We start from the raw sequence: 26,599 nt of genomic DNA on the forward strand, positions 1-26,599 counted from the left end.
AGGATGATTAATAACTAGTCCAGCCTGGATAAAAAATCCACACTCAGCAGAAATATATAGAAATTTTGCAGCGCAGAAAAACCGGCCGTCGAGTATCAGCACATCAACCAGATCAAAGTTTCAATAGCCAGTGTGAGTTGATCCTCAGAACAGCCAGCTCGCTGAAATTATAGTGTTAACTTTATGAATATTTGAGGAATGGTTGCCTATGGAACCGCTACACGCCGTCATGCTCACTGTTAGCCTGTTTGTTTTAACCTTTTTTAACCCCGGCGCAAATCTGTTCGTAGTGGTACAAACTAGCCTGGCATCCGGACGACGCGCAGGTGTGATGACCGGTCTGGGGGTCGCCTTAGGTGATGCGTTTTACTCCGGCCTTGGGCTTTTTGGTATGGCAACGCTAATCACCCAGTGTGAAGAGATATTTTCATTGATTAAGATTGTCGGCGGCGTCTATCTGCTGTGGTTTGCCTGGAACAGCATCCGCCATCAGGCCACGCCGCAAATGCCCACGCTACAGCAGCCGATTTCCGCTCCCTGGTATGTATTTTTCCGCCGAGGATTACTAACGGATTTATCGAACCCGCAAACCGTACTGTTTTTTATTAGTATCTTCTCGGTCACCTTAAGCGCAGACACACCAACGTGGGCCAGACTGATGGCCTGGGCAGGTATTGTGTTGTCTTCCGTTATCTGGCGTATTTTTCTCAGCCAGGCATTTTCTTTGCCTGCAGTGCGACGGGCGTATGGTCGCATCCAATGCGTTGCCAGCCGAGTCATTGGCGCAATAATAGGTGTCTTCGCGCTCAGGCTTATTTATGAGGGTATTAGCCATCGATAAAAGAGTTTAACTTGACCATCGTGAGGTAATTGTCCGTAATACTGCCTGAATTTTTAATCGCACGTTGAGTGGCAGCGAGATGGAACAGATTGAACCGGTAAACGACACATTACTCCTTACAGAATGGCAGGCGCTGATACGACAAACATCGCCTGACGTTCACACGCTCCTCACATCGTTAAGCGATGAAGAGATCCACCATTTAGTGACCGTTTTTTATGACTATATGCTCTCTCATGCCCAGAGTGCATTGTTCCTCAATACAGAACAGGTCAGTACCCGCCTCAGCGGCAGTATGTTTGACTGGTTACGCAGCGTGCTCGGCAGCGCGCACGAAGATCTCTCACAGCTGCTGGCCAAACAACGCAAAATTGGCGTAGTGCATGCCCGTATCGGTCTGCCCATCGATCTGGTGAACCGCGGCGCGCGTAAGCTTAAAGATGAGCTGTATCGGGTGTTGAAAACCAAAGCTGACGACTCGTCTTCCCTGCTGAGCAATGCTATCTGTTTCAGCAGTCTGGCAATGGATACTGCGCTGGAGGCCATGACCGTCTCCTATTCCCCAAGCTACCAAAACTCCCTGCATACACAAGAGCAGTATCGTCTGCAGACTATTTACGATGACGTTAACGTCGAGCGCGAACGGCAAATCCGTTCGTTTACCGACTGGGAAAACCAGTTTATCTATAACATTGCCACCGGAATGCCTTTCGGTGAAATGGTGTTTCTGGCGAACTCTGATTTTGGTATGTGGTTCTCGCATAAGGGAAAACATATTCTTGGCAACAGCAATTTGCTCAAAGAAATGGAATCACTGATTGCAGAGATCGACACCCGTCTGACGACAACCCTATCACCTCAGCATCAGCCCACAGACCCCGAGCGGATGAGCTTATTACAGGATGTTCGCCAGCTGTCGGCAAAAATCCATTTCCTGCTCGCTTCAATGTTTGAGGCGCTGGTTAAGCAGGAAAATGGTAAAGATTCGCTGACCCAGTTGCTTAATCGCCGCTTTATTCCGACCATCATGCGACGTGAAATCTCGCTGGCGTTACATGCGCATAAGCCTTTTAGCCTGGCGATGCTGGATATCGACTACTTCAAGCAAATTAACGATAAATTCGGGCATAATATCGGCGATCTGACGCTCAAAAATGTCGCAGCGGTCATTTATGAACATATCCGTAGCAGCGATTACGTGTTCCGCTACGGTGGTGAAGAATTTATGATTCTGCTCGTCGAGTCAGATGAATCGCAGGCCAGTATTATTCTGGAAACGCTGCGCATGAAAATTGCTGAGATGCGCATGGCAGCCTCTGCGACAGAAACGTTTTCTATTACCGTCAGTATCGGTATTGCCGAATATGATTATCATCCCGACTACAAACAGCTGGTTGATAAAGCCGATCGCGCACTTTATCTGGCAAAAAGTAATGGTCGCGACCGCGTTGAGGTTTATCAGGAATAACCATTGCCCTGCAGAGAAATAAATACCCCGTTCAGGGTATTTATCTGGCTTGCGATAAATATCGAGCTGTTATTTTTATTCAGGCATATTTGCATGATGAAAATAACAGCCACCTAATAAGATGCAAATCAAATACACCAAATCTAAATAGCGCTAGCATATCCCGGTGATAACGCCTTCTGAATGCAGAAGGGGAAATATGAGGGATAGTAAAAAATCATGAATGGGAAGAAGAGAACGCGCTGGCAGCGCCGTCCTGGCACAATCGGAGGCAAACTGCCGTGGAATGACTGGCGCAATGCCAGCAGCTGGCGAAAAGCCACCCAGTTTCTCCTGCTGGCTATTAATATTTATATTGGCGTAACGTTCTATTACTGGGTCCGCTATTTCGAAACCGCCGGCACCAGCATCTATATTCCAAGGCCTGGTGGTATTGAGGGATGGCTACCGATCGCGGGCTTGATGAATATCCGCTATACACTGGAGACTGGTTTTCTTCCTCCCATCCATGCCGCCTCCATGCTGCTGTTAGTTGCGTTTATCTTGATTAGTCTGTTGTTAAAAAAAGCCTTCTGTTCGTGGTTATGTCCAGTGGGCACACTGTCCGAACTGCTCGGCAATCTGGGGAAAAAAGTCTTTGGTCGCAACTTCACGCTGCCGCGCTGGCTGGATATCCCGCTGCTCAGTCTGAAGTATCTGTTGCTGAGTTTCTTTTTGTATATCGCCCTGTCGATGCCTGCACAGGGGATTCAGTATTTTCTAATGTCGGCCTATGGCATGATTATCGACGTGAAGATGCTCGATTTCTTTCGCCATATTGGCCCCGCTACGCTCATCTTTGTTGTCGTTATCAGCGTCCTGAGCCTGTTTATTCGCAATGCCTGGTGCCGCTATCTGTGCCCTTATGGCGCGCTGCTCGGCCTGTTCTCGCTATTCTCGCCGTTTAAAATCCGCCGTAACGCAGACAGTTGCATCGACTGCGGAAAATGCGCGAAAAACTGCCCGTCGAATATCCCGGTCGACAGACTGATTCAGGTGCGTACCGTGGAATGCACTGGCTGCATGACCTGCGTTGAATCCTGCCCGGTAGCCTCAACGCTGAGCTTTTCACTGCAGACTCCGCCTGGAGCACAAGGCAACGGTGGTAAATCGTTATGGCGTCAGAGGACGCTGTCAGGTGTTGCCATGACGCTACTGGTGCTTGGCATTCTGTTTGCCACCATTGGTTATGCGGTTTATGCCAATGTCTGGGATACGCCAGTACCCGATCATATGTATTTCCAGCTGATCCCGAAGGCAAAGATGATCGGCCATTAATTTTTGTATCAGTATTTTCAAAACCCTGCCAATTCTGGCAGGGTTTCCCGTCTGTCCTGCCATTTTAAGACAATTGAACTTGTGCCATCGTGCTCTCGTTTATACAACCTTAAATATCATCCGTAATAATTTTTCTATTTTGTTATGGGCGACTGGGATCAAAATAATGAACGGGATAACATCATGACTAAAATAAAACTGGTACTGCTATTACCTCTGTTTCTGGCAGGTTGTACGATGAGTGACGGAGAATTAAGAAACGCTTACGCTCAGCATTATCAGCAACCTACCGCCTATGTAGATGCTTATAAACAGAAAATAGCCAGTATGGATATTCATGCGCTGGCCCAATATGCCGCCGCAGAAGATAAGAAAAAAATGCGTGGGCAGCCAAGGCTGAAAATCGACGAATTTATTACCATTGAGAACGTGCAGGCGAAAGGAAATCGGGTGGTTTACGATTACTCACTGTCCGAAAACTGGCTGGCGCTGTCCGCAGATAAACAGCGCGAGAAGCAGACCAATATGAATAAAGACCTGATCTACCGTACCTGCTCGCTGGAAACGGTACGTCTGGCGCAGGCAAAAGGGCTGGAAGAAGAGCATAACTATTACAGTCAGTACCCAGACAAAGTCGCCTTTACTCTGAGAACCAGCGCGCAGATTTGTATGCAAAACGGTTTTACACAATAACCGCAATCCACTATGCCTGATGCGCTACGCTCATCAGGCATACAATTTGCACACTGCACCAGGCCGGATAAGGCGCCAGCGCTGCATCCGGCTAAAACATCAGAATTTCCAGGACACACTGCCGACAATGCTGCGCTCGGCGCCGAAGTAGCAGTATGAGAGCGAGTTACAGGCCGCAACGTAGCGCTTGTCGGTCAGGTTGTTAACGTTCAACTGCGCACTCAACCCTTTAATACCGATATTCGTTAAGTCGTAACCAATCACCATATCCACCAGAGTGTAGGACGGCAGGGTGTGAGTATTCAGGCGATCGCTGGTAATACCGTTAACGTAGCGCACGCCTGAACCCAACGTCAGACCGTCCAGCGGACCACTTTTTACATCGTAGCTCAGCCAGGCACTGGCCTGGTTACGCGGGGCGTACACTGCGCGCTTGCCCTGCTCTTCCGGGCTGCTTTTCTTATAGCGAATGTCGGTATAGGTATACGCCGCCTGCAAACGGAAGCTATCCGTCAGTTGGCTAATTGCCTCCAGCTCCACCCCTTCAGATTCAATTTCCCCAATCGAGCGGTATGGATCGGTCGGCTCTTCTTTAGTGGCTATATTCGTCTGATTGATACGGAACACCGACGCGCTGAACTGACTGTTAAGACCTTCCGGCTCATATTTCAGCCCGGCTTCCCACTGCTTGCCTTTCATCGGATCCAGCAGATTGCCGTTCTCATCGGCAAAACTGGTGGGCGTAAAGGCAGTGGAGTAACTCACGTACGGCGCAAAGCCGTTATCGAACAAATAGAGCAACGCGGCGCGGGTGCTGAAGTTGTTTTTATCCAGATCGCTGCGAGTATCCTTGATCTTATCAATATTAGAAACGCTGACCTGATCGTAGCGACCACCGAGCGTAATACGCCAGCGATCCCATGACATCTGATCCTGCAAATAGTAACCCGTCTGGCGCAGCTTGTGTTTCTCACGCGCATACATGTCGATGTAATCAGGCTTCGCGCCGTACACCGGATTAAAGGCGTCAATCGGGGGGAAAGCGCCGTAGTAACCGGTAGTATTGTTGCTGCGATCCTGATAGTCGATCCCCACCAGCAAACGGTGGTTTACCTGCCAGGTATCAAAGCTGCCGTCGAGCTGGTTATCCAGCGTAATCGCCGACATTTTTTCATCGGAGCCGGAGTAGCCGCGATTAAGCTCGGTTTCATTCAACCAGCCCGCCGCATACACCTGGTTCAGCTCAACGTCGGTATGCAGATAGCGCAGCTTTTGCCGCACCGACCAACCGCTATCAAACATATGCTCAATGTTGTAGCCCACCATGTTTTCACGGCGATCGTATTTGTCATAATCATCCTCGCCTTCGTAAAAGGTATTGGAGATCTTTTTCCCGTAATGCGGAACCACGGTGCCGTCATACGGCAGACCGGAGTGGCTTCCGCCTTCCGGGTCACGGTGCAGATAGGCCATCAGATCCAGACGCGTCTGGTCGGTGATACGCCAGGTCAGGCTGGGCATCAGCGCGTAACGTTCTTCCTTCAATGGACCAAACTGCGAGTCCGCGTAACGCGTCATCCCGCTCAATCGCGCCGCCACTCGATCGTTATCATCCAGCGCCCCGGTGACGTCAAACGCCGCGCCGCGCTGGTTATTGTTGCCGGCAAACAGCTTCACTTCACCGCCCGCATCAAACGACGGCTTACGTGAGGTCAGCGCCACAATACCGCCCGGGGACGAACGGCCATACAGTACGGAAGCCGGGCCACGTACGACTTCGATATCTTCGAGGAACCACGGATCAACCACCAGCGAGCTGTGTGAGTTGGTGTCGCCCATCATCTTCAGACCATCGAGATAGACGTTATCCAGGCTACCGTCAGAAAAGCCACGCAGCACGATGTAGTCAAAGCGGTTGGAGGCGCCAATCTGATTGCTGTACACCCCCGGCGTATAGCTGACAGCCTGGCGCACGCTGGTTGCGCCTTGCTCTTCAAACTGTTCACGGGTAACGATCGATACCGACTGCGGCGTTTCAATATCCGGCGTGGCAAGCTTCGTGGCCCCGCTCTGCATCTGCGAGGTGACAACCACCGTATCGTTTTTTGTTGTTTCCTGCGCCAGCAGAGGAAAAGCCACGCTGCCGGTCACCCATCCCACCAGCAGCGCCAAGCGAGTCTTCGCGAACATGAATATCTCCAAAGGCATGTCTAATTGTAAGTGAGAATTATTACCTTTTTGCTGACGGAGATAGCTATGCCGGATGCCAGGTTGCCTATGCGCAGTGCCAAATTGTCAGGAAATCACGTGCGTAAAACGCAAATATGGATTAGCAAGGTTTGAGCAAATCGCCGGGCGAAAAGCCGTAACGACGACGAAAAGCGGTAGAAAAGTTGGTGGCGTGCTGATAACCCGACATCCAGGCCGCCTGCTGTACGCTATATCCTTCCAGTAGATAGCCGCGCGCATGTTCCAGACGGCAATCGCGCAGGTAGTCGAATACCGAACAGCCATAGGCTGCACGGAACTTACTGCGCAGACTGCTGGGGCTCATCGCCGCGCGTTGGGCCAGTTCATTAAGGGTGTAGTCATTTTCGGGACTCTCCTCCAGCAGTCGGCGAACGACCTCCAGCCGCTGCTGCTCACCGCTCGCCGCAAGACGTTTACCGCTCTCGACCTGACACATGCTGAGACCATGACCGAACAGTTGTAATATCAGCCCTTCCAGCATCAGCTGACGAGAAACATGGCTAATCGTACTCTGCTGCGCGTACTGCAGCCCGCTGAGTAAAAACCCCGGCACCTGCCAGATAAGCGTCGGCGTCTGGCATCTTTCCCACTCGCGCATCAACGATTCAAGCAACCCCGTGCGATACGCGCCGTCGGGATATAAACCGAGCGATAATGTCCGGAGTTTACAATCAGCATGATGACGGGCACGCATCGTCTGATGCTCACTCAGGCGCGAGCTAAACGCCATGCCGGAGCGCACCACATGCTCCTGTCCGTTAAGCGTCAGGATCACGCAGCCTTCCAGTACCACCAGCATATACAGAGGACTGTCGTGGCGAGAAGTGGTTTCGTAGGGTTGCAATACCTGTACGTCGGAGTGCGTCACGCACATCCCGCAGGGGAGAGTCATCTCCTCAATTTCACCTTGCAGAACAGGGCTGCCAGACGGCAAATCCGGTCTTTGTGCCAACAGGGGAAAGCGGTAATCGATCCCGTAGCGCTCACCAAAATCCATAAACTCGCTGACAGAGAAAGTGCGAGCGACGCGTCCGGAGGCATTCAGGGCGGTGGTGTTGTTCATGCTGTCTTCTGCACAGGAAATGGGATTAACGGTTTATAACTGAAGCAACATTACCATTACCTGCACAATACGACAATAATAATGAGAACCATTATCAATATGGGTAATCAGCAAAATTAACAGCTTAATCCAGCCAGTTTAGATCTGCCGAGGAGGCACACGGCGCAGCCTCTTTTAACCAGCGATACAGCAGCTCAATATTTCTGAGCCGTGTTGAAGCCTTTGGCCAGACAAGGTAATACCCCTCGCCAGTCGCCACTGCATCTTTAAACGGTAACGCCAACATCCCTGCCTGAATGGCCGCCAGGCTTAACAGCAGGTCGGCAACAGACACGCCATGACCACTCATCGCGGCAAGACTACCCTGCTCCAGGGTGTCGAACACTTTGCCTCGCGCAAGATTCAACGCCGGAAACTTCCCAGTGCGTTGCAGCCACCGACGCCAGTCGCGGCGATCCGCTGAGGGATGAATCAGTTCACAGGCAGAAAGATCGCGCTGCGCCTGCACCAGCAGTGCGGGTGAACACACCGGGATAAGCCACTCCTGAAACAGCAACCGGCTGTCGGTATCGTCACCAAAATGGCCATTCCCTAACAGGATCGCACAGTCATACGGTTCACGACTGAAGGATACCGAATCGGTATCCATCCAGACGCTGGAAATTTCGATCACCGGGGTCGGATGCGCTTCACGGAAAAGACGCAGCACATCCAGAAGCCAGCGCATTGTCAACGTAGACGGCGCTTTCAGCCGTAGCTCATGACTGCTGCTGCGAAAGGCATGACACGCGTGTTCCAGACTCTGAAACCCAGCCGTCAACTGCTGCGCTAACCCTTGGCCAGAAGGTGTTATCTCGATACGCGGGCCGCTGCGGATAAATAGCTCACAGCCAAACCATGCCTCCAGCGTGCGAATATGACGGCTTACCGCGCCCGGCGTCACGTTAAGTTGAATAGCGGCTTTGCTGAACGTTCCCAGACGGGCTGCGGCTTCAAAAGCCCTCAGGGCATACAACGGAGGTAGCGTCATCGTGAGTTTCTATGTTGAGTTTTACTCACAGTAGAGCGCAGTTTTATTCGTTTTTCAATGCGCTACGTAAACGGAATACTGGTGGAAAATATCATCAGGATAATCAGGTATGAATTTCACTTTACTGGCTGCCTATAGCCTCAGCGTAGTAACCCTGCTGTTAACGCCGGGTCCTGTCGTGGCGCTGATTACCACCACCGCGGCGCAGCACGGCTATCGCCGGGCTTTTCTCACGCTGATTGGCACTAACGGCGCTTCTTTAGTACTGATTGCTCTGGCTGCACTGATGCTAGCTGGCATGGTTTCAATCTCTGCGATATGGCTTGGCGTACTGGGTCTTGTGGGATCGTTGTATATCGGAGTGATGGCGATTAACGGCCTGCGGGCCAGGGCCTCAAACCCCGGGCTGGGTGCGCGAAAACGCGATAACAGCGGGCTTATCCACGGATTTCTGACCGGGGTCGCCAACCCAAAAGACATTTTGTTTTTCGTAGCGTTTTTCCCCCAGTTCATTGCCATTACGCAAGATTTCACCACCAGCATTCTGACGCTAACGCTGGTGTGGGTTATTTTTGATCTGACGGTGCTGTCTTTTTACATCGTGGTTTTCAAACGCTGGATACCAGAGCGCTTTGCCAGATGCAGCGGTTTTATCTCCTCTCTTTTTCTGCTCGCGGTGGCGGTGTTTGGCATTATTTATAATGTACACGCACTACAAATGCTCTCACCCGCGCTGTGATCCTCAACAAATTGTTCAGCCAGACATCTCATCTTGCACCGGGAAGGATAAAATAAGAACAAATCGACATTAATATTATTAATGGATTAATAAACCCGGATTCAGAAAATATAGACGATAACATTTTCATGGCGTTCAACTGGCACCCTCACCCATGATAACGCATCAACGGCGATAGGTGCCATGTCATTTTCTAAACGAAGTAGAGGTGTATTGTCATCTGGCACAACCGTGCTTTCACCGATCTCAAGAACGCCCCGAAAAGAAATGGACATATTGTCCGACGTATCCGACAACTTTATCCATTCGGTTGTAATCACTAACTTTCGAGTAAACATTCGCTATCCTTTGCGCGTAGTATATATCTGATACTTTCACAAGTAGATCACTACTCTTTGAACAAATAGAAATTTTTCCTCTATATCAGTTAAGCATTACTTAACAGAAAGAAAATTGAAATAATGAAACTCATTCGAAATGTGTTTCACAAATTCAACCGGCAGGTTATGTTTGATGAACGTTAACTTTGCAAACTCAACATCGCCGTACACTCGAATACAGAAAGGTTTGACAATCTCGCCCTGCACGCCAAAGCACTCCTGAAGCCGGGCATCATCCATAAAGATAAAGTCACCTTTTCTGACCTTAATACTTTCATGAAGTCCTTGCCATTTCTCTGGAGTGAGCAGAAAGCTCTCCCATCCATTATTTCTCAATACTTCAATCGTATGAGTAAATTTAAAATAGTCGTTTTGCATTGTCACGTCACCACTCGATGTGGCGTACAAATATTCTATTTTAAATTTAAGTTGTGCATTGATGCTTTTTTTCTTCCCCTCATCAATTAGCCACTGAAGCTCACTGACAATGCTCTTCGAAAATATTTTCCTTTTTTTGGCAATAGCCAGCCAATGCATAATGAATAGATGCTCTGACATTTTAGAGTAGATCTTATGATCCTTTATTGCGATACCAATTGCAACTAACGCACTCCAGGTAAATGTTTCCAGATCATCCTGATAATGATGTCGTAACGTACTAACTCTTCCAGAATCCCTTACCACTTAAACCTGCCCAAATAAATCGTCATTGTTATTCCACGTTATTCTTGTATTACTCTATTAAAAAACTACTACAACTAAAATCGCCAAAATATGATCCAGATTAACTTATCCCTATGTAATAAACGTGCAAATACAATACATCATACTTATTAATCATTAATCCAGAATAGCTCAACAATGTCCAATAAGAATAATGCGATAAAGATAAAAGTTAATAATAATCACCAGTAATCAATATCATCTGCGGTGATAAGAGCTGTAATCAGAAAAAGCAAACTACCGGGCATTTAGCAAGCCGGAAGTTTGCTTGTTACAAACGAAGTTAATAGAAAATACCGATGATCAGGGTATGAGTTACAAAGCCCACAATCAGCGGTACGGCGGTACGTTTAACCACATCAAATGGCGTTATTTTCGCCCCACTGGAAACGGCAATCACCACGCCGGAAACCGGTGAAATTGCCCGCCCCATATGTGATGCCTGCTGCATCGGCAGGATCATGGCAACAGCGTTAGCGCCCATACTTGCCGCGATTTGCGGGATCAGCTCAACGAAAGCAAGGAATGGCGCATTACCCGACCCCATAATAATTGCTGCCGCCAGCGTCACCAGCGCAAACACCACCGCCATAGCAAATGGGGGTAATCCCACGTGCTCCGCCATCAGGATTAATTGATCAATGGCACCAATAACTTTAATCCCGTGGGCAAAAACACCTGCCGCAACCAGCAGCCCAACTACCCCGGTAAAGGCAGTGCCCATGCCTTTAAGGAAATGGCTGAATCCTTCGCATACTGACTTTAAATCACGCACCCGCAGCCATTCAATCAACATACAGACAGCCATCGAAATGAGCACAATGGTGATAATATTCAGGTTAATACCACTGACAAACATTTCCGATGATCCCACCGCCATCAGTATCGGAAGCATCGGGAGCAGCGCATAAAAAGCCGGGGCTTTTCCTGAGTCAGTCACCTCAGCGCTACCGATTTCTCGTGGAAGCGTCCCCGCTTTACGGTCGCAATGCCGCTGCCAGAAGAAATGGCAGACGCCGACGACCAGCACGGTTGCCAGCGCTGCGGGTCCCTGGTGGTAAACAACGTATTCCACCACATCCATATTGACCGCTTTAGATCCCCTGATAGCATCGATGGCCGTCGGGGTATATGCCACACCAAGCGAGGTGGCAATAACCCCAGCGGCTGAGGCCGCAGAAAGCCCTAACCCCAGCATAATGGGGAACATCGTCCCCATCAGCAACACGGCTAGCCCGGTGGCGGATGGAATGGCCAACTGCAGGAGGCTGGCGAGCAGATAGGAGAAAAATAGAAGCACATAGGGCGAACGCAGCGCACGCAAAGGTTTCGTCACAACCCGCACAACCGCTTCATTTGCCCCGATATGATCCATGTAATGCGCAAATCCCATGAGCGCCATGATCATCAAGCCGAGATCGGCGGCACGCGTACTAAAGAGATCGCGCATCACCTCGAAAGGATCGAGAAATGAAATCCCCGTACTGGCAACGCCCTTCGGTAATACAGAACCCCATCCGGTTAACGCCGTACAAATCATCAACACCAGGCCAGCAATGAACAACACGGGTTCAGCGCGATAACCTTTCAGGATAAGACGCGCGACCACTACGATAACCAGTAGGGCAATTAACACCTGAATCATGACTGAGCTCTCCCCTGCGCGAACTCAGAAAAGGTTTCCTCAATGACCGCTACCACGACATCGCTGGCGGCCCGCAGTGAACGCACCGGCAGGTATTCATAAATCGAATGAAAGTTATGGGCACCGGTAAAAATATTCGGGCAAGGTAGTCCTTTCTGCGATAACACTGCGCCATCATATCCACCACGCATGGCGACAGGTTGCGGGGTAATGCCACACTTCTGATACGCGCGTAACGCAATATCAATCGGGTAGTGAGCATCGCCCTGCAAGCTATTGAACACATTGGCATAGCGATCGGTTAAATGGCAGACCACGCTGTTTTCTCCCCACAGCGCGCAGGTGCTGACGGCCAGCTGGCGGATATATGCCATACGCGCCTTATACCCCTCTTCGGTAAAATCCCGGATATCCAGCTTAAGTACCGTACGGGCGCTGTTACCCTGAAGTTGTTTCACCCAGTAATACCCTTCGCGTCCTTCCGTATACTCAGGCGCCTCTCCTCCGGGCAGCATCGCAATAAACTTATGCGCCATCAGCAGAGAGTTCCTCAGCTTACCTTTGGCCGACATAGGGTGTGCGGACTGGCCGGTAAAGATGATTTCCGCATCACCCGCGTTCCAGTTCTCATAGACAAATTCGCCAATGCCGCAGCAGTCCAGGGTATAGCCAAAATCAGCCCCAAACGCCGCAACATCAAATGCTTTTGCACCTCGTAATCCCTGCTCTTCATCAGGAACAAAACCGACCTTCACTGGCCCATGCTTAATCTCCGGATGTGCGACAAGGTACTCCAGGGCATTCATAATCGCGGCGATGGCGGCTTTATCATCTGCCCCCAACAGACTGGTACCATCCGTCACCAGCAGGTCATCACCGATATAATTTTTCAGTTCTGGAAATTCACTTTCGCGCAGATAAATTTTTAGCTCCTGGTTCAGACACAAATCCCCACCGCTGTAGTGAAGACGTTGTGCTTTTGTGTCCGCAGTCTGTTCCGCACTGGTATCGAGATGACCAAAAAAGGAAACGACAGGGATCGCGTCGTCCGTATTTGCAGGTAATGTCGCTGTCACAATAGCGGTATCCCTGACCTCAATGTTTTCCATTCCTAATGCTTCAAGTTCTACTGCCAGCAGTTTTGCCAGTTCCATTTGACCAGGTGAAGAAGGCATTATCCCATTAGCACCATTTTCCCTTGAGGTCGTGGTATTGATTTTCGTGTAGTTAATAAAGCGTTCAACAATATCCATTCCAGGAGATCCTTTAATGTATCATTTACGAGGTACTGCAAGAGAAGACCTGCATACAGCGTGGGTTGAATAATCTGAGAACAAAATAAAATCAGCATTCATCCCAGAATGCTGATTTTATGGGCATTACGACAACGATTTATAAAAAGGAAGATAAAAAGCCAGTAATTATGCCAGTAATTAAAAGCTCCGTTCTGATTGATAAAATCATATTCCCTGTCTGTTTTTACTGCATTTTCCATGGTGTTAAGCTAACAGAAGTCATAAACGGTATTCGTATATCCAAGAGATAATAAAAATCATTTAGATTCTTGCACCCAATACCGACACAAGATATACCATCGCTATATTTTTTAATGAACGAATGCTGTAACAGCAAAATGCAACCGTTTGCACCTCTCTACAAATAGCCACTTAACGCACTAAAATCCGTGAGCAAAATCACAATTATTTCAAAAGCGAGAATTAACATAACGCTGAAAAACAGGCAGTTATAAGAAAAACTATATAATACCATTATAAATAAATACAAAATTACACTATTCACTATAAAATAGATTCATAGCGATACTATTTCAATAGTACCGTATGGTTCACAGAAAAAAATCTGTCGTCATCACTAATGTAAAGCAACAAGAACAATAATATTAAATTATCTATTTATGACGACTATCAAAATAATATACAGAAAAAAAACCTCTCCCCTGAGAAGAGATACAGGGCAGAGGTAATACGGGTGTTAAGGACATTTTTATAGTTTTGATGATAACAGAAGAGCTTCTTGCAGGATTGAGTATACACACTTCATGACGTTAAGAAAATTCCTAAATAGAATTAAACACAAACACCATTAAAAATTCTTTTTATAATAAAGACCTGTTTATCAAATAAAACAAAATTAAGATAAGAAAAGATTAAATATCACTAATCTATAGTGTGACGCAAGTGAGACCAACTACACATCATTACGACCAATACCGCTACTGACAATGTCTGAAAATTCAATAAATTTAATACATTCATACACCGCTCAGCTAGCTGAGAGTTAAAAAATTATAAAATAAGCTAAACGCAATTTTTCGTCATAGATCACATTTTCCCGACAGGACGATTCCCCTACTCGTCCAGGCTGGTATGATTTAGCAGGTAAATATCTATCAACTCAACCCGAGGCTTTGATGCTGGAGAATGTAATCATCAGATAATCAGCTTACCGACCTTTTCAGGCCGGACTGGTTATCAATGCGCCGAAATCGAATGCGGACACCGCTGTGTGTTTGCACGTTTTGCACATGATGATTAAACAGGTTTTCCAGTATGAATTTATCCCGTCAGGAACAACGTACCTTACACGTACTCGCCAAAGGTGGCCGTATTGCTCACGTCCGTGATGCATCAGGCCGTGTCACTTCCGTCGAATGCTATAGCCGCGAAGGGTTACTGCTCTGCGACTGCACGCTCGATGTATTCAAAAAGCTCAGAACGAAAAAACTGATCAAATCCGTCAATGGTCAGCCCTACCGCATCAATACCACTGGGCTGAACAACGTTCGCGCCCAACTGGATAATCGCTAAGGAGAGAGAGATGGATATCCCGAAGATTTTTACAATCAGCGAAAGCGCACATCGCATTCATAATCCGTTCACCGCGCAGAAATATGCAACGTTAGGTCAGGTTTTACGGATGGCCCCAGGAACCCGCATCCTGGATCTCGGCAGCGGCTCTGGCGAGATGTTGTGCACCTGGGCACGCGATCATGGAATTTCCGGCGTTGGTATCGATATGAGCCAGTTATTCAGCGAGCAAGCCACCCTGCGGGCAAGTGAATTGGGCGTCACTGAGCACGTGCGTTTTATTCATGCCGATGCAACAGGTTATATCGCCGAAGAAAAATTCGATATTGCCGCCTGCATTGGTGCAACCTGGATTGCCGGCGGCGTTGCCGGAACGGTCAAACAGCTGGAACAAAGTCTCAAATCAGGCGGGATCCTGCTCATCGGCGAACCGTACTGGCGCCAGATACCCGCAACGGAGGAGATCGCTAAGTCTTGCGGCGCGACTTCAGTGACTGATTTTCTCTCTCTGCCAGAACGCGTTTCGTCTTTCGACCAGCTCGGTTATGACGTGGTCGAAATGGTACTGGCGGACCAGGAGGGTTGGGACAGATACGAGGCGGCAAAATGGTTGACGATGCGCCGGTGGCTGGAGGCAAATCCGGACGATGAGTTTGCCGTCGAAGTCAGAGAGCAACTGAGAAGTTCACCAGCACGCCACGTTACCTTCACCCGGGAATATATCGGGTGGGGCGTGTTCGCACTCATGCGGAGGTAATATCTCCTGTCGGTATAGCCAGGCTGGTTATACCGACTTTTTCATCTCATCGTCGCTTACTTCATTAATACTTCAACAAATTTAGCTAACCATTGCGGATGCGCAGGCCATGCTGGTGCCGTCACCAGATTGCCATCAACGTGGGCCTGATCAATGCCAATATCGGCATAATGTCCACCGCTCAGACGAACCTCAGGCGCACAGGCCGGATAAGCGCTACAGGTCCGGTTTTCTAACACTCCCGCCGCCGCTAATAGTTGGGGCCCATGACAAACCGCAGCGATAGGCTTACCGGCAGTGTTGAAATCTTGCACCAGCTTAATGACATCTGGATTCAGTCGAAGATATTCCGGAGCACGCCCGCCGGGGATCAACAGTGCGTCGTAATCGGCGGCTCGCGCCTCGGCAAAATTCGCATTCAACGTAAAGCGATGTCCCGGCTTTTCACTGTATGTCTGCGCCCCATCAAAATCGTGAATGGCGGTTTGAACGTAGTCACCCTGACTTTTCTCCGGACAGACGGCATCCACACGATGCCCAAGCATTTGCAAAGCCTGAAAAGGCACCATCGTTTCATAATCTTCGACATAATCTCCGACCAGCATCAGTATCTTCTTCATTCACATCCCCCACTCACGGTTATTAATGATGAGAAATAACGGCCATCTTTACTATAGTCCACACGGTTCATGGCATTAATAAATACAACAGAACAATCGGCCAGATCACAATCCGCGGCAAGGCCCGTCAGACGAGGCTTCAGAGCCTACGGCGTGGCACATGTTCATGCTGATAAATATAAATTATATATAAATATATAGTTGATAAATTTTAATAGTAGTCAACCTCACTCATAATATAAAACGAAGAGATTGCAACGAATATCTCCTGTGCTATATTCCGCATGAAACTTACCCGCAATCAATTTATTTATTATTCAATATTTAAAATACGCAGAACATTAATTATCTATTATTATTTTATTCATCCAATATCAGATAAATATACGCAAAGGTTAATCCTATGGTGACAAGACGTTCGTTCGTCTGGCAAGGTCTGGTGACTTCAACGAGTATGCTACTCGCCGGTATGACAGGCATCAGTTTTAGCCAATTTGCCCGCGCAACAGAGGACCGCTGCTGGCAAATGCCGGATGAAGGCGCACCGCATGCGGCAACCTGGATGGCGTTTGGTGCCAGTGCCGAGATCTGGGAGCCTCATCTGCTACCGGCGGTGCAGGAAAACCTGGCGCTAGTTGCTAAAACCATCGCCGCATTTGAACCCGTAAATATGTTGGTACGCGAAGAAGACAGCGAACTCGCCGCGCGTCTGTGCGGACCGTCGGTCAATCTTCTGGTTCACCCGATAGACGATTTGTGGATCCGCGACACCGGGCCGGTGTTTGTGAAAAGCGCCAGCGGTGCGCTCGGCGGTGTGGGATTTAATTTCAACGGCTGGGGCAATAAGCAAGAGCACGAACGTGATGCCCATGCTATTTTGCAGGAGCAGTTTATCGATCGTGAAATTATACAACTGAATATTGATGGCATTGCAGCTGGCGGCGGCATTCACTGCGCGACACAGCAGCAATCTCGTTAATGATTAACAATTGAGTGTATTGTGGGAAGGTGGGGAAACTCACTTTCCTGCCAATATCATAATAATTCCTTTAGAAGGATGCCTGCATAGGTTAATTTTTAATAAACAAAGTGCTCAATTAACATTTATGAAATAAATACCTTTAAAAAATAACATTTTAATAGCTTTTATCGATCTTTCGTGGTATTTATGATCTGCCAAACCTATCGATAAAATCTATCAAAAGATTTATATTGATCGTTTTTATCGATCGTCTATTCTGTCTTAAATAATGGCTACTGACGGAATTTTTATTATCAGTACAGTCACAAAGATTGTTCTTCCCTGCGTTGTGAAACACACGGAAATTATCGAGGTTACCTTTAAAAAATTTACATAACATATTTTAGAATAGTTTTCAATTAGCGAAAACATCCAAAAATACACATTTCAAACCTCCAGTCTAACCTTTTTTAAGTAGATGACTTAAATCGAGAACGGTGATAACTCACTGAAAATTGCGAATGATGATATTGCTAAGAAAAACTGAAAATATAAATTTCATTAATACATTTAGAGGCTATTTTTGTGTAGGCATCGCGTTTTTTGCATTACAGCTGGTCGCTGGTCATCTCAGTAAGCAAGAGGATGTTGCGGGTATAACACTGCATTTTTACGATCTCACTTTACCTCTTATTTCTGCACTGCTGGTTTTATACCGGCAAAAGGCGCTACCAATTTTGGGTACCTTTTTCTTGTATGCCCTTTATTCTTACTCTTTATCTTCGGTATTCACGCTAACGGCACAGCTGCTGGCTGCTCTCATTAGCCAGACACTCTACTTTTTCTCGACAGGTAAACGAGGCGCGGTTAGCTTTGGTCGTAGCCAGCTTACAACCCTGCGTATTGTCTGGCTCGTGTGTTGCAACGCCTTACTATTCATCTCGATTGATCACTGGCTCCAGTCGAACACTGCCTCAGCACCGATCACAAACCTTTTTACACTACAAACACTAATTAACTTACAGTGGTTGATGAACTCTTGCCTGACTGGCATCCCTTTTTGTTATCTGTTGCTTAGAAGCGTTCAAAACCCTGCATGGTGCATTTTATACATCAGACAAGTGAAGACGCTGATAAAATCCGGCCCTCCTATTCTGTATCAAGTATTATGGCTGGTGCTGTTACTCTGCATTATGTCCGCTTTGATCGTCATCAGAGAAGATATTCTTATATTTACAGACTATTCATTACTGTGGTTACTTCCAGTAATGCTGTGGGGAGTGATCTGCATTGGCCATGCTTTTATATCCCCTGTATGGGTAACAATGCTCATCCTGTTGGGATATTACATAAACAGTTATATTTCGCCGGATAACTATAATAATTATTTACATCGTCTCGTGATTTCCTCCACGATAGTGTTTGTCTTTTCTCTTACGATTGTTGTTACCGGTGTACTTGTGGTCCGCAACCGAAAATATCTCCGCCGCCTCAAACAACTTTTTAGATCAGAGCCTAATACCGGACTGCCTAACTTTCAGGCCCTGCAAATGGACATCCGTAAACACGCAACAGAGTGCTTGTGTTACATCCGTTGTACAGAGTTGAATACGCTGGAGCAAACTCATGGAATAGAATTCCGTTTTGAATTTGTAAAAGCGCTAAGCTCATATGTACGTAAATTGATTAAGGATACAGGTAACATTTATTACGCACCTGGTCATGGAATAATTCTTCGCCTTAATACTGTCCCTGACATTCCTACTCTTTACAAAGACCTAAACTCTTTTCGTTTTATCTGGAAGGATTACCAATTGGGACTATCTTGTGGTGTGGCATATACCACCGAGAAAAACCTGATTAAAAATTTATCACAAGCAATTAAACATCTTAATACCCAAAGCTACATCTCGTTAATGCAGGGGCAACCGTTGTTACTCAGCCCGCAGGTGCCAGGTGATAAAATTGTCAGTCAGGCTGTCATTCGTCATATGTTGCAAAAAGCAATTGACAGAAAATCGTTTGAGCTTATGGCTCAACCCATCGTATCAACGATGCTGGTTGTTCAGCCTATCGTTTCAACTACGGGACTGACACGTTATCACGAGATACTTATTCGGATAAAAATGGTTGATGGTAAGTTAATCTTTCCAGACACCATCCTACCGGTTGCTCGCGAGGCAGGATTACTTCCTGCACTGGATATCACTGTTATTGAGCAAACATTTCGTTTTATACAGTCACGGCAGAAATCTGACCCGAACAGTCATTTCTCCATTAATCTGACACCTGACTCGCTTAATAAAATTGATTTTCTTGATAATGTTTTCACATTGTTTAGAAAATATTCCATCGCACCTAAACGTATAATTTTTGAAGTCATTGAATCAGATATCATTGACAACGCTAATGTCACTGATGTTCTGAGAGCATTACGTAAAGCCGGTTCTAAAATTGCTATTGATGATTTTGGCACAGGGGCGTCAAGCTATTCACGACTCAGAACATTAGACGCAGATATTCTGAAGATTGATGGCTCCTTCATCCGTAATATACTGACCGATGAATTTAGTCGATGCGCCGTCAGATCCTTCTGCGAAGTAGCAAAACTCAAAAATATGGAAGTGGTAGCTGAGTTTGTTGAAAATGAGGAAATTGAAAAGATGCTAATTACCATGGGTATTGGTTGGTTACAGGGATACCATATAGGGAAACCCGTTCCTATTGAGTTGGCTGAATTATAATAATAATTATATTCCTACATTGTTCCACTTACCGGCTCCCGTGCCGGTTTTTTTATTCCCTTAACTAAAACTGCATATTAATTAAGCAAAACACCATACAACTTAACGTCATAACATCGTGTTGTTGCTACCAATCAGTCTACAGATATTGCCATACAGCCATGAGTTGTAGAGCCTCCCCCCCTCCTAAAAATAAGAGTTTTTTTAGAGAATCTTTGAAATTTATATGGAGATTAACGCTCCTCCATATGGAGGTTTTGTATTGTGCAAAAAAAACGGCGAGAAGGATTTTCCTGCATGATAGGCTGGTTTAGCCTTAAAAACGTGGCATTTCCCCGAAATTAATCCCTAATGAGAAACTGACCAAGAAGCTTTAAATCGGGTGGCAACCTGAAGATTTTGGCTACCTCAGTCATAGAGTTCATAATCAATATTAGTGATCGCTGCGCTAGTCTGCATTTAGCATTACGGCTAATATCATTTGCGTCAATTATCATAGTCATTTGATGATATATCACACAGCAGATTTAACGGTAAAAATGATGACACAACAAAATAATAATCTCGCTCAGAATATTAACGATGATGAATTTTCCTCCATCACACAGGTAGAATTGCAAGTTGTAGAGGAGATTAATGCTCCCGAGCAGACCGCATCCATTATTAGCTCTTTCGTAACCTCCTGCCAGGCTCGCGGCGATCAGCCATTGGGGCAATGGTTGGATGATGAATTTCGTAAATATCCACAGATCTGGAAAAACGAAGAAGAGTTACTAAACACTCGTCGGCAGATAATACGGTCTACGGAAGCCTTTAATCAGTCTCGCGACTCATTACAGCAGCATATGGATAAAGGTCGTAGCCGTGCCTCCTGGTTGGCTGGCGAGATAGAAAAAAATGCAGCAGTTTCCGGTTCGGTACACGTAGGCCAATACGCCAGCCTTATCGATAGCGCCTTGGTAGACGCTAACGAAAATGCGCGCAAAACAATCACCACGCTGGCCGGGAATATCAACCAAAACCCCAATCTAGATGGTCTTGTTGCGGAACAGCATCACGTCGATACATTTAATATCGATGCAACCACCAAAGGCAGTCCGTATCGTGCACGGGTTGTTGGTTCACAGGAGCTAAACTCCGTTGATATTGAGATTGTTGACGGCAACGGCAATGTGGTCTGCAAATATCAGTCGAAATATGGTGCTGACTCAAACGCCACAAATACACAGCTCAATCGGGGCGACTATAACGATCAACAAGCGCTAGTTCCCGAGGGGCAAGGCGCAGATGTGGTCAACAGCACAGAGGTTATTGAAGCTGACGGAGTGTCTTCTCAGCCACTTTCTAAAGAGAAAGCAAAAGAATTACAGAAAAAAGCTCAACAAGATGCCGAAGCACGTCAGTACGACTGGAATGACACTAATCGTATTGATATTGCCAAGCAAATTGGTAAACAGGCTGTGCTCGGTGCCTGTATTGCGGTGGGTATGCAGGGAACCAGAATCCTTGCAAGGCGCGCCTGGAATCGCCTGAACGGTCGTGAAAATCCATCCACCAGTGAAGACCTCAACGATTTTTTCGAAAGCTCGCTGCGTACCGGTACGCAAACAGCTATACAGGTTGCTGTTTCCGGAGCGGTCGTAGTCGCTGTCAAGAACGGCTTTCTTGGCGCAGCCTTACGCAGTACACCTGCGGGCCTAATTACCAATATCGTCTGCGTGGGCATACAGAATGCAAAGGTACTTTATAAACTGGGCAAAGGTGAACTGACTGGAGAGGAAGCGCTCGATGCCATCGGTAACACCACTATAACCACGACAATGGCTATTGCTGGTGCAACGGAGGGGGCCACGTTGGGCGCAGCGATTGGTACCGTATTTGGTCCAGTCGGTACAGCCGTTGGAGGGTTTGTTGGCGGTGTCGCAGGTGGTATAGCGGGTGGGCAAATTGGTGAAATAGTCTATAACGCGGGCAAGGTTGTTGCCAAAACAGCTGCCAAAGTCATTGCCAGTGTTACTGAAAATGCGAGTCATGTCATTAAGTCCTTTAGCCGGGGTATCAGTAACTTTGCCTCAAACCTTTTCTCATTCTGGTAAATACTGATGAATCTGCTCGAACTTAAGACCAAGATAAAATCCCATATCCTCGCTGGATATCCAGGGCTTTACATCCACTCCGGCGAAGAAAGCCGAGTTGATACGCTATTGCAGGAAATAAGTACAGAACTGACACTGTCTCCCAAAGAGTGGAACCTTGGATATGGCTGGGTTGATTTCCATAACAAGCAGCCTCGGAACACGCAGAGTCAGGCCACCGAACTAGCAGAAAGTTTACCTTCGCTGCTCGATGACGATTTGGACGGAAAACTCCTCATCATTAAAGATGCCCGCAGTGCACTGGAAAACCAGCCACTCGCCGTTGCACGGTTAAAGCAATTGCTCAACCGCATTCAGCGCCACCACCGGAGCAAAACAGCTGTAGTACTTGTTTCAGAAACTTTGCACATCCCAGTACAAATCGAGTCGCAAATCACCTTGCTCCCCCTGTCCCTGCCCCAGGGTGAGGAAATTAACCAGCAGCTCAGCAGTTTTTGCCAGATGCTTGATCTGTTTGTCCCGGAAAATATGCATCAGCGTCTGCATACTGCGTGTTGCGGACTGAACCAGGAAGAGATCCGATCAGTATTAGCAGTAGTTCGTCAACAGCATGAACAAATTAATGACGAGGCGTTGGCTCTTATCCAGCATGGGAAAGAGCAGATTATCGCAAAAAGTGGCGTGCTTGAGATGCTGCACGTAATCGAAAATGCAACTGACATCGGCGGTCTTGAGAACCTTAAAACCTGGCTCACTCGCCGCGCCCAGATTTTCCGCCGCCTGAGTGAAGCTCGCGATTCACGCGTACAGGCGCCTAAAGGTGTACTTATCGCCGGTATGCCCGGTTGTGGGAAGTCTCTTGCAGCCAAAGCAGCGTCCGGTTTATTCCAGTTGCCACTCCTACGTCTTGATATCGGCTCATTATTGGGTAAGTACGTCGGAGAAAGTGAACATAATATGCGTCGGGCGCTAACAATGGCAGAATCAATTAGCCCCTGTATTTTGTGGATCGACGAACTGGAAAAAGCCTTTGTCGGCATGAACAGTGGCAGTGGTTCGGAGGTTTCCTCACGACTTTTCGGCTATTTTTTGACCTGGATGCAAGAAAAAACCGGTGCGGTATTTGTCATTGCCACTGCTAACAATATTACCGTGCTCCCTCCAGAGTTGCTGCGTAAAGGACGGTTCGATGAGGTGTTTTACGTCGGATTTCCCAACGGCGTAGAGCGAGCAGCTATTCTGGACATCCATCTGAAAGGTGAGTCGCTTGAACTGACCCAGAATGAACGCAATAAGCTGGTAACACAGTGCCGTGATTATGCAGGTGCAGATATTCAGAATGCTATCAACGAAGCTCGAGAAATAGCATTCCTTGAAAACCGCCAGTTGGAGCTGAAAGATCTGGAAGCTGCTATCCAGCTTACAGTTCCGTTACGTGAGACCCTGCGTGAACAGGTTGCCCAATACGAAGAGTTGTTTGAGAAACTCAAGCTCAAACCAGCTTCCACCAGCGATGGTCTTAGCGTAGCGCAGATGATTCAGATGGCGGATAGTGCAAACTCGTTGCGCCGCGCAGAGGTCGCTAATAGCGAAGATTGTCCGGATGATTTACTGGAAAAACTGGCGGCAGATGCAGACCTGAACGTACGCAAAGCAGTATATCGTAACCCGAACTGTCCTGAGCAGATACTCACCCAACGTATTAACATTGTTAATGACCAGCCTGAGTTTGACATCGATCTTTTACATCTGGCCTGTATACATGCAAATGCACCGCATGATCTGATGGCAACACAATTCGAACGGCTTCAGCTCACTATTCAACATCGACTCCAGCTCGCCAGCAACAGCACAGATAGTACATTGCTTCAACATTTAATGCGTGATCCAGAATTAGACGTTTGCGAGATGCTGATTACCAATAAAAATCTCAGTAAATTAATGCAATTACAACTTGCGAAGGATTCCAGGGTCTCTATTCGCCGACGTTTGGCGCGCAATAGCAATCTTCACCCTGAGGCGCAGGAAATACTGGCAAGGGACCGCGATTTTACCGTGCGTGAAGATCTAGCAGATCTTGATGGGCTTAGCGAAAAGGTACAACAGATCCTGACGCTGGACAGCGATCAGGACGTGCGTGAAACACTGGCTAAACGCCGCCGTGAAGGATTACTCGCGGAAGCTGTACAACTAGAGTTAGCAAAAGATGAATGTACGGAAGTTAGGGAGTCATTAGCGTCTAACCCCAACCTGACTGCAACTGCACAGATACGGCTGACTCAGGATACGCGTGTCTCGGTTCGTCGCAAGCTTGCCGAACACCCTAATCTATCCAATCCCGCATTAAACTCTTTGCTCCAGGACACAGATGAAGTTCTTAGAGAACTCGCCGGTAGCAAACACTTTGATAGCGCCCTGTTGCAAAACAATTTGAGCCAGCATCCGTCAGAAAAAATTCGTATTGCCCTTGCCAGCAATTACGCTCTTCACCCTGAGGTTCAGGAACAACTGACCAAAGACAGCTGCACAGAAGTACGTGAGACATTAGCTGGCAATGCTAACATTGCGGACGACACGATCTGTACCTTAATGGATGATAGCGATGATGATGTTCGTACACGCCTGGTACACTGGCGCAATTCGCTGCCAGAGAAAGCTATACATCATCTCGCGATGGATCAAAACCATCAGGTTCGAAAATCGTTGGCTTACACTGAAAATCTACCGAGTGAAGTACAGCAGCGACTAGCCAATGATATCTACGATGTTCAAAAAGAGCTGGCAAGTAACGCCACTATAAGTGCATTAACTCAACAGCAATTACTGGATAACGGTAACCAGGAAGTGCATTACGCGTTAGCAGGTAATCGCAACCTGACGGGTCCAATCATGGCGCAGCTCGCTGAAATGCATGATAGCGAAATCCGTGTTCAACTGGCCAGGAACAATGCCCTTACTGCTCCAATCATTGGTAAATTAATAAAGGATGAAGAGGAAGTACAACTGGCGCTTGCACTAAATCAGCATCTCAATGAAGAGTACTATACGCAGCTTTACGACTCGGGCTCAGCTGCGATACGCGAGAATCTAGCGGGCAACCCACAAATCGGCGAACCGTTAATGGAACGCATCTATAAAACAGAATTGGCGGTAAACAATCTGGCCACGGCGATGGAAAGCGTACAGTCGATTTTAGCCAGCATGAGGGCAAACTCAGGTTTACCATCAACGAAGAGTGTGACAAAAATCGCGCTAGCGCTGGCTGGTAATTCCGCGCTATCGGAAGCCCTACAGAATAAAATCCTGAATCTGGAGAACTGCAGCGTAGAGATACTCGAAGCGTTAGCCAGTAACCCGGCGTTGAGTAGGGATGGGCAAGAAGAGTTGGTTACGCACAAAGAGGCCAATGTGCGTCAGAAACTGGCGGCCAACCAAAATACGAATACTAAGATTCTCCACGAGCTGCTCCTTGATGATGAAGACAAGGTTCGCATCGCCCTGTTACGTGATTGGTGGACAGATCGCGAGATCGAATGGCAACTGGCGAACGATAAATCGGTCAAAGTACGCTGCGCAGTTGCGGCCTCACAAAGCCCAGGAAAAGCAGTTCAGGTGAAATTGGCAAACGATAGAGACCAAAGAGTACGTGCCCACCTGATACCAGAGGAGGAAAACTATCTCTTTACACTGAATCCTCTAACACAAACCCTTCTTGCCAGAGATAGCGATCTGTCAATTCGCCAGAAAATGGCCTCTTATCCTAAACTTCATCCGTCGGCACAACTCATACTGGTAGAAGATGATGCCATCTGTGTTAGGGAAGCACTGGCTAAAGGTTCGGAAGGACTCTTCAATTCGCCACTGAGTGAAGAAGTGCAGCATCGGTTGATAAAAGATAACGATCTCAGAATAAGGCTCGCATTGGCGAAAAATAAAAGGTTAACGCCAGAGGTCCAGATATTGTTAGCAAAGGATATAGATAACAGCGTTAAAAGAAAGTTGATTGAAGAATCAGATCGCATGAATCCGCTCTCTCTTCTGGTGCAAGAGCAACTGGCAAATGATCCTGATGTCACGATTCGAAGCGATTTGGCTCGGTGCCTGTTTAGTGGGCTCCTTGCTCCACGAAGCAGCCAGAAAATCCGACTGAGACTTGCTAACGATCCAAATGAAGCGGTTCGCGATATTATCATTAAGATGGGGTTATTTGAATTAACCTATTCAAGTGAACAATATAACGATGCCGTTCTGGACGGTTTGTTGGTAAGGGCAACCCACGAGCAAATGGAATTGATCAATCGCATCAGGGAAAAAAATCGACTTGCGGTTCAGTAAACAACACCGCTAAGCAGGTATGCCACGACTTTCCACCGTGGCATACCGTTTTCATTTGACTAGCCGAAAGCTACGGCCGACTTTCACATCCGATGGTGTAAATCTGGCC

Annotated in this window: 19 protein-coding genes; 11 read left to right on the plus strand and 8 right to left on the minus strand. The window is 47.4% G+C overall.

Annotated elements, in window-relative coordinates; all coding sequences use genetic code 11:
- Positions 1-208 precede the first annotated feature (208 nt).
- The 4 genes from GUC46_RS18220 (at position 209) to GUC46_RS18235 (ending at position 4,319) form a co-directional block, all read left to right on the plus strand.
- The gene (locus GUC46_RS18220) at positions 209-841 is read left to right on the plus strand and encodes a LysE family transporter (protein ID WP_003847678.1); all 633 of its coding nucleotides are present in this window, start codon (positions 209-211) and stop codon (positions 839-841) included.
- Positions 842-920: 79 nt separating this feature from the next.
- Complete coding sequence (locus GUC46_RS18225; protein WP_049002691.1) at positions 921-2,309, plus strand: diguanylate cyclase; 1,389 nt, start codon at positions 921-923, stop codon at positions 2,307-2,309.
- A gap of 219 nt (positions 2,310-2,528) precedes the next feature.
- Positions 2,529-3,626 carry a 4Fe-4S binding protein gene (locus GUC46_RS18230; RefSeq protein ID WP_121539777.1) on the plus strand — a complete coding sequence of 366 codons (1,098 nt, stop codon included), beginning with the start codon at positions 2,529-2,531 and terminating at the stop codon, positions 3,624-3,626.
- A 183-nt stretch (positions 3,627-3,809) separates the two neighbouring features.
- Positions 3,810-4,319, plus strand: coding sequence for a hypothetical protein (locus GUC46_RS18235; RefSeq protein ID WP_225624061.1), 510 nt, complete (start codon positions 3,810-3,812; stop codon positions 4,317-4,319).
- A 99-nt stretch (positions 4,320-4,418) separates the two neighbouring features.
- On the opposite strand, the gene foxA is transcribed toward GUC46_RS18235, so the two are convergent.
- The 3 genes from foxA to GUC46_RS18250 all read right to left on the minus strand — a co-directional run bounded on the left by foxA (position 4,419) and on the right by GUC46_RS18250 (position 8,662).
- Positions 4,419-6,527 (minus strand): ferrioxamine B receptor FoxA, encoded by a 2,109-nt coding sequence (gene foxA, locus GUC46_RS18240; protein WP_152692351.1) that lies wholly within the window; start codon positions 6,525-6,527, stop codon positions 4,419-4,421.
- A gap of 121 nt (positions 6,528-6,648) precedes the next feature.
- Complete coding sequence (locus GUC46_RS18245) at positions 6,649-7,632, minus strand: helix-turn-helix transcriptional regulator (RefSeq protein ID WP_044714399.1); 984 nt, start codon at positions 7,630-7,632, stop codon at positions 6,649-6,651.
- A gap of 124 nt (positions 7,633-7,756) precedes the next feature.
- A complete protein-coding gene (locus GUC46_RS18250; RefSeq protein ID WP_130714943.1) occupies positions 7,757-8,662 on the minus strand; it encodes a LysR substrate-binding domain-containing protein in 906 nt (301 codons plus the stop codon).
- A gap of 109 nt (positions 8,663-8,771) precedes the next feature.
- On the opposite strand from GUC46_RS18250, the gene GUC46_RS18255 reads away from it, so the two are divergent.
- A complete protein-coding gene (locus GUC46_RS18255) occupies positions 8,772-9,401 on the plus strand; it encodes a LysE family translocator (protein ID WP_130714944.1) in 630 nt (209 codons plus the stop codon).
- A 101-nt stretch (positions 9,402-9,502) separates the two neighbouring features.
- Here GUC46_RS18255 and GUC46_RS18260 read toward each other — a convergent pair whose 3' ends face one another.
- From GUC46_RS18260 to pepT, 4 genes are all read right to left on the minus strand, one after another.
- On the minus strand, positions 9,503-9,739 hold the full coding sequence (locus GUC46_RS18260; RefSeq protein ID WP_003847694.1) for a hypothetical protein: 237 nt from the start codon (positions 9,737-9,739) through the stop codon (positions 9,503-9,505).
- A gap of 96 nt (positions 9,740-9,835) precedes the next feature.
- A complete protein-coding gene (locus GUC46_RS18265; RefSeq protein WP_032937024.1) occupies positions 9,836-10,465 on the minus strand; it encodes a DUF2913 family protein in 630 nt (209 codons plus the stop codon).
- 322 nt (positions 10,466-10,787) lie between these two features.
- Entirely contained in the window at positions 10,788-12,149 is a 1,362-nt protein-coding gene (gene dcuC / locus GUC46_RS18270) for a C4-dicarboxylate transporter DcuC (protein ID WP_003830889.1), read from the minus strand.
- Positions 12,146-13,402 carry a peptidase T gene (pepT, locus tag GUC46_RS18275; protein WP_160180574.1) on the minus strand — a complete coding sequence of 419 codons (1,257 nt, stop codon included), beginning with the start codon at positions 13,400-13,402 and terminating at the stop codon, positions 12,146-12,148. Before pepT ends, dcuC begins: the two co-directional genes overlap by 4 nt.
- Before the next feature lie 1,317 nt (positions 13,403-14,719).
- Between pepT and GUC46_RS18280 the strand changes: the two genes are divergently transcribed.
- Positions 14,720-14,977, plus strand: a complete 258-nt coding sequence (locus GUC46_RS18280) for a YjhX family toxin (protein ID WP_003021255.1) — start codon at positions 14,720-14,722, stop codon at positions 14,975-14,977.
- 10 nt (positions 14,978-14,987) lie between these two features.
- A complete protein-coding gene (locus tag GUC46_RS18285; RefSeq protein ID WP_044699278.1) occupies positions 14,988-15,734 on the plus strand; it encodes a cyclopropane-fatty-acyl-phospholipid synthase family protein in 747 nt (248 codons plus the stop codon).
- A gap of 56 nt (positions 15,735-15,790) precedes the next feature.
- Here the strand turns inward: GUC46_RS18285 and GUC46_RS18290 are convergent, their stop codons facing one another.
- Positions 15,791-16,354, minus strand: coding sequence for a DJ-1/PfpI family protein (locus GUC46_RS18290; protein WP_130714945.1), 564 nt, complete (start codon positions 16,352-16,354; stop codon positions 15,791-15,793).
- A 403-nt stretch (positions 16,355-16,757) separates the two neighbouring features.
- On the opposite strand from GUC46_RS18290, the gene GUC46_RS18295 reads away from it, so the two are divergent.
- The 4 genes from GUC46_RS18295 (at position 16,758) to GUC46_RS18310 (ending at position 26,490) form a co-directional block, all read left to right on the plus strand.
- Positions 16,758-17,333, plus strand: coding sequence for an agmatine deiminase family protein (locus GUC46_RS18295; protein ID WP_130714946.1), 576 nt, complete (start codon positions 16,758-16,760; stop codon positions 17,331-17,333).
- Positions 17,334-17,836: 503 nt separating this feature from the next.
- The gene (locus tag GUC46_RS18300; RefSeq protein ID WP_130714947.1) at positions 17,837-20,059 is read left to right on the plus strand and encodes an EAL domain-containing protein; all 2,223 of its coding nucleotides are present in this window, start codon (positions 17,837-17,839) and stop codon (positions 20,057-20,059) included.
- A gap of 539 nt (positions 20,060-20,598) precedes the next feature.
- Complete coding sequence (locus GUC46_RS18305; RefSeq protein WP_057101192.1) at positions 20,599-22,155, plus strand: hypothetical protein; 1,557 nt, start codon at positions 20,599-20,601, stop codon at positions 22,153-22,155.
- A 6-nt stretch (positions 22,156-22,161) separates the two neighbouring features.
- The gene (locus GUC46_RS18310; RefSeq protein ID WP_058842559.1) at positions 22,162-26,490 is read left to right on the plus strand and encodes an AAA family ATPase; all 4,329 of its coding nucleotides are present in this window, start codon (positions 22,162-22,164) and stop codon (positions 26,488-26,490) included.
- Positions 26,491-26,599: the final 109 nt, after the last annotated feature.

The sequence above is a fragment of the Citrobacter sp. LUTT5 genome (genome assembly GCF_009905315.1).
Classification (GTDB): domain Bacteria; phylum Pseudomonadota; class Gammaproteobacteria; order Enterobacterales; family Enterobacteriaceae; genus Citrobacter; species Citrobacter freundii.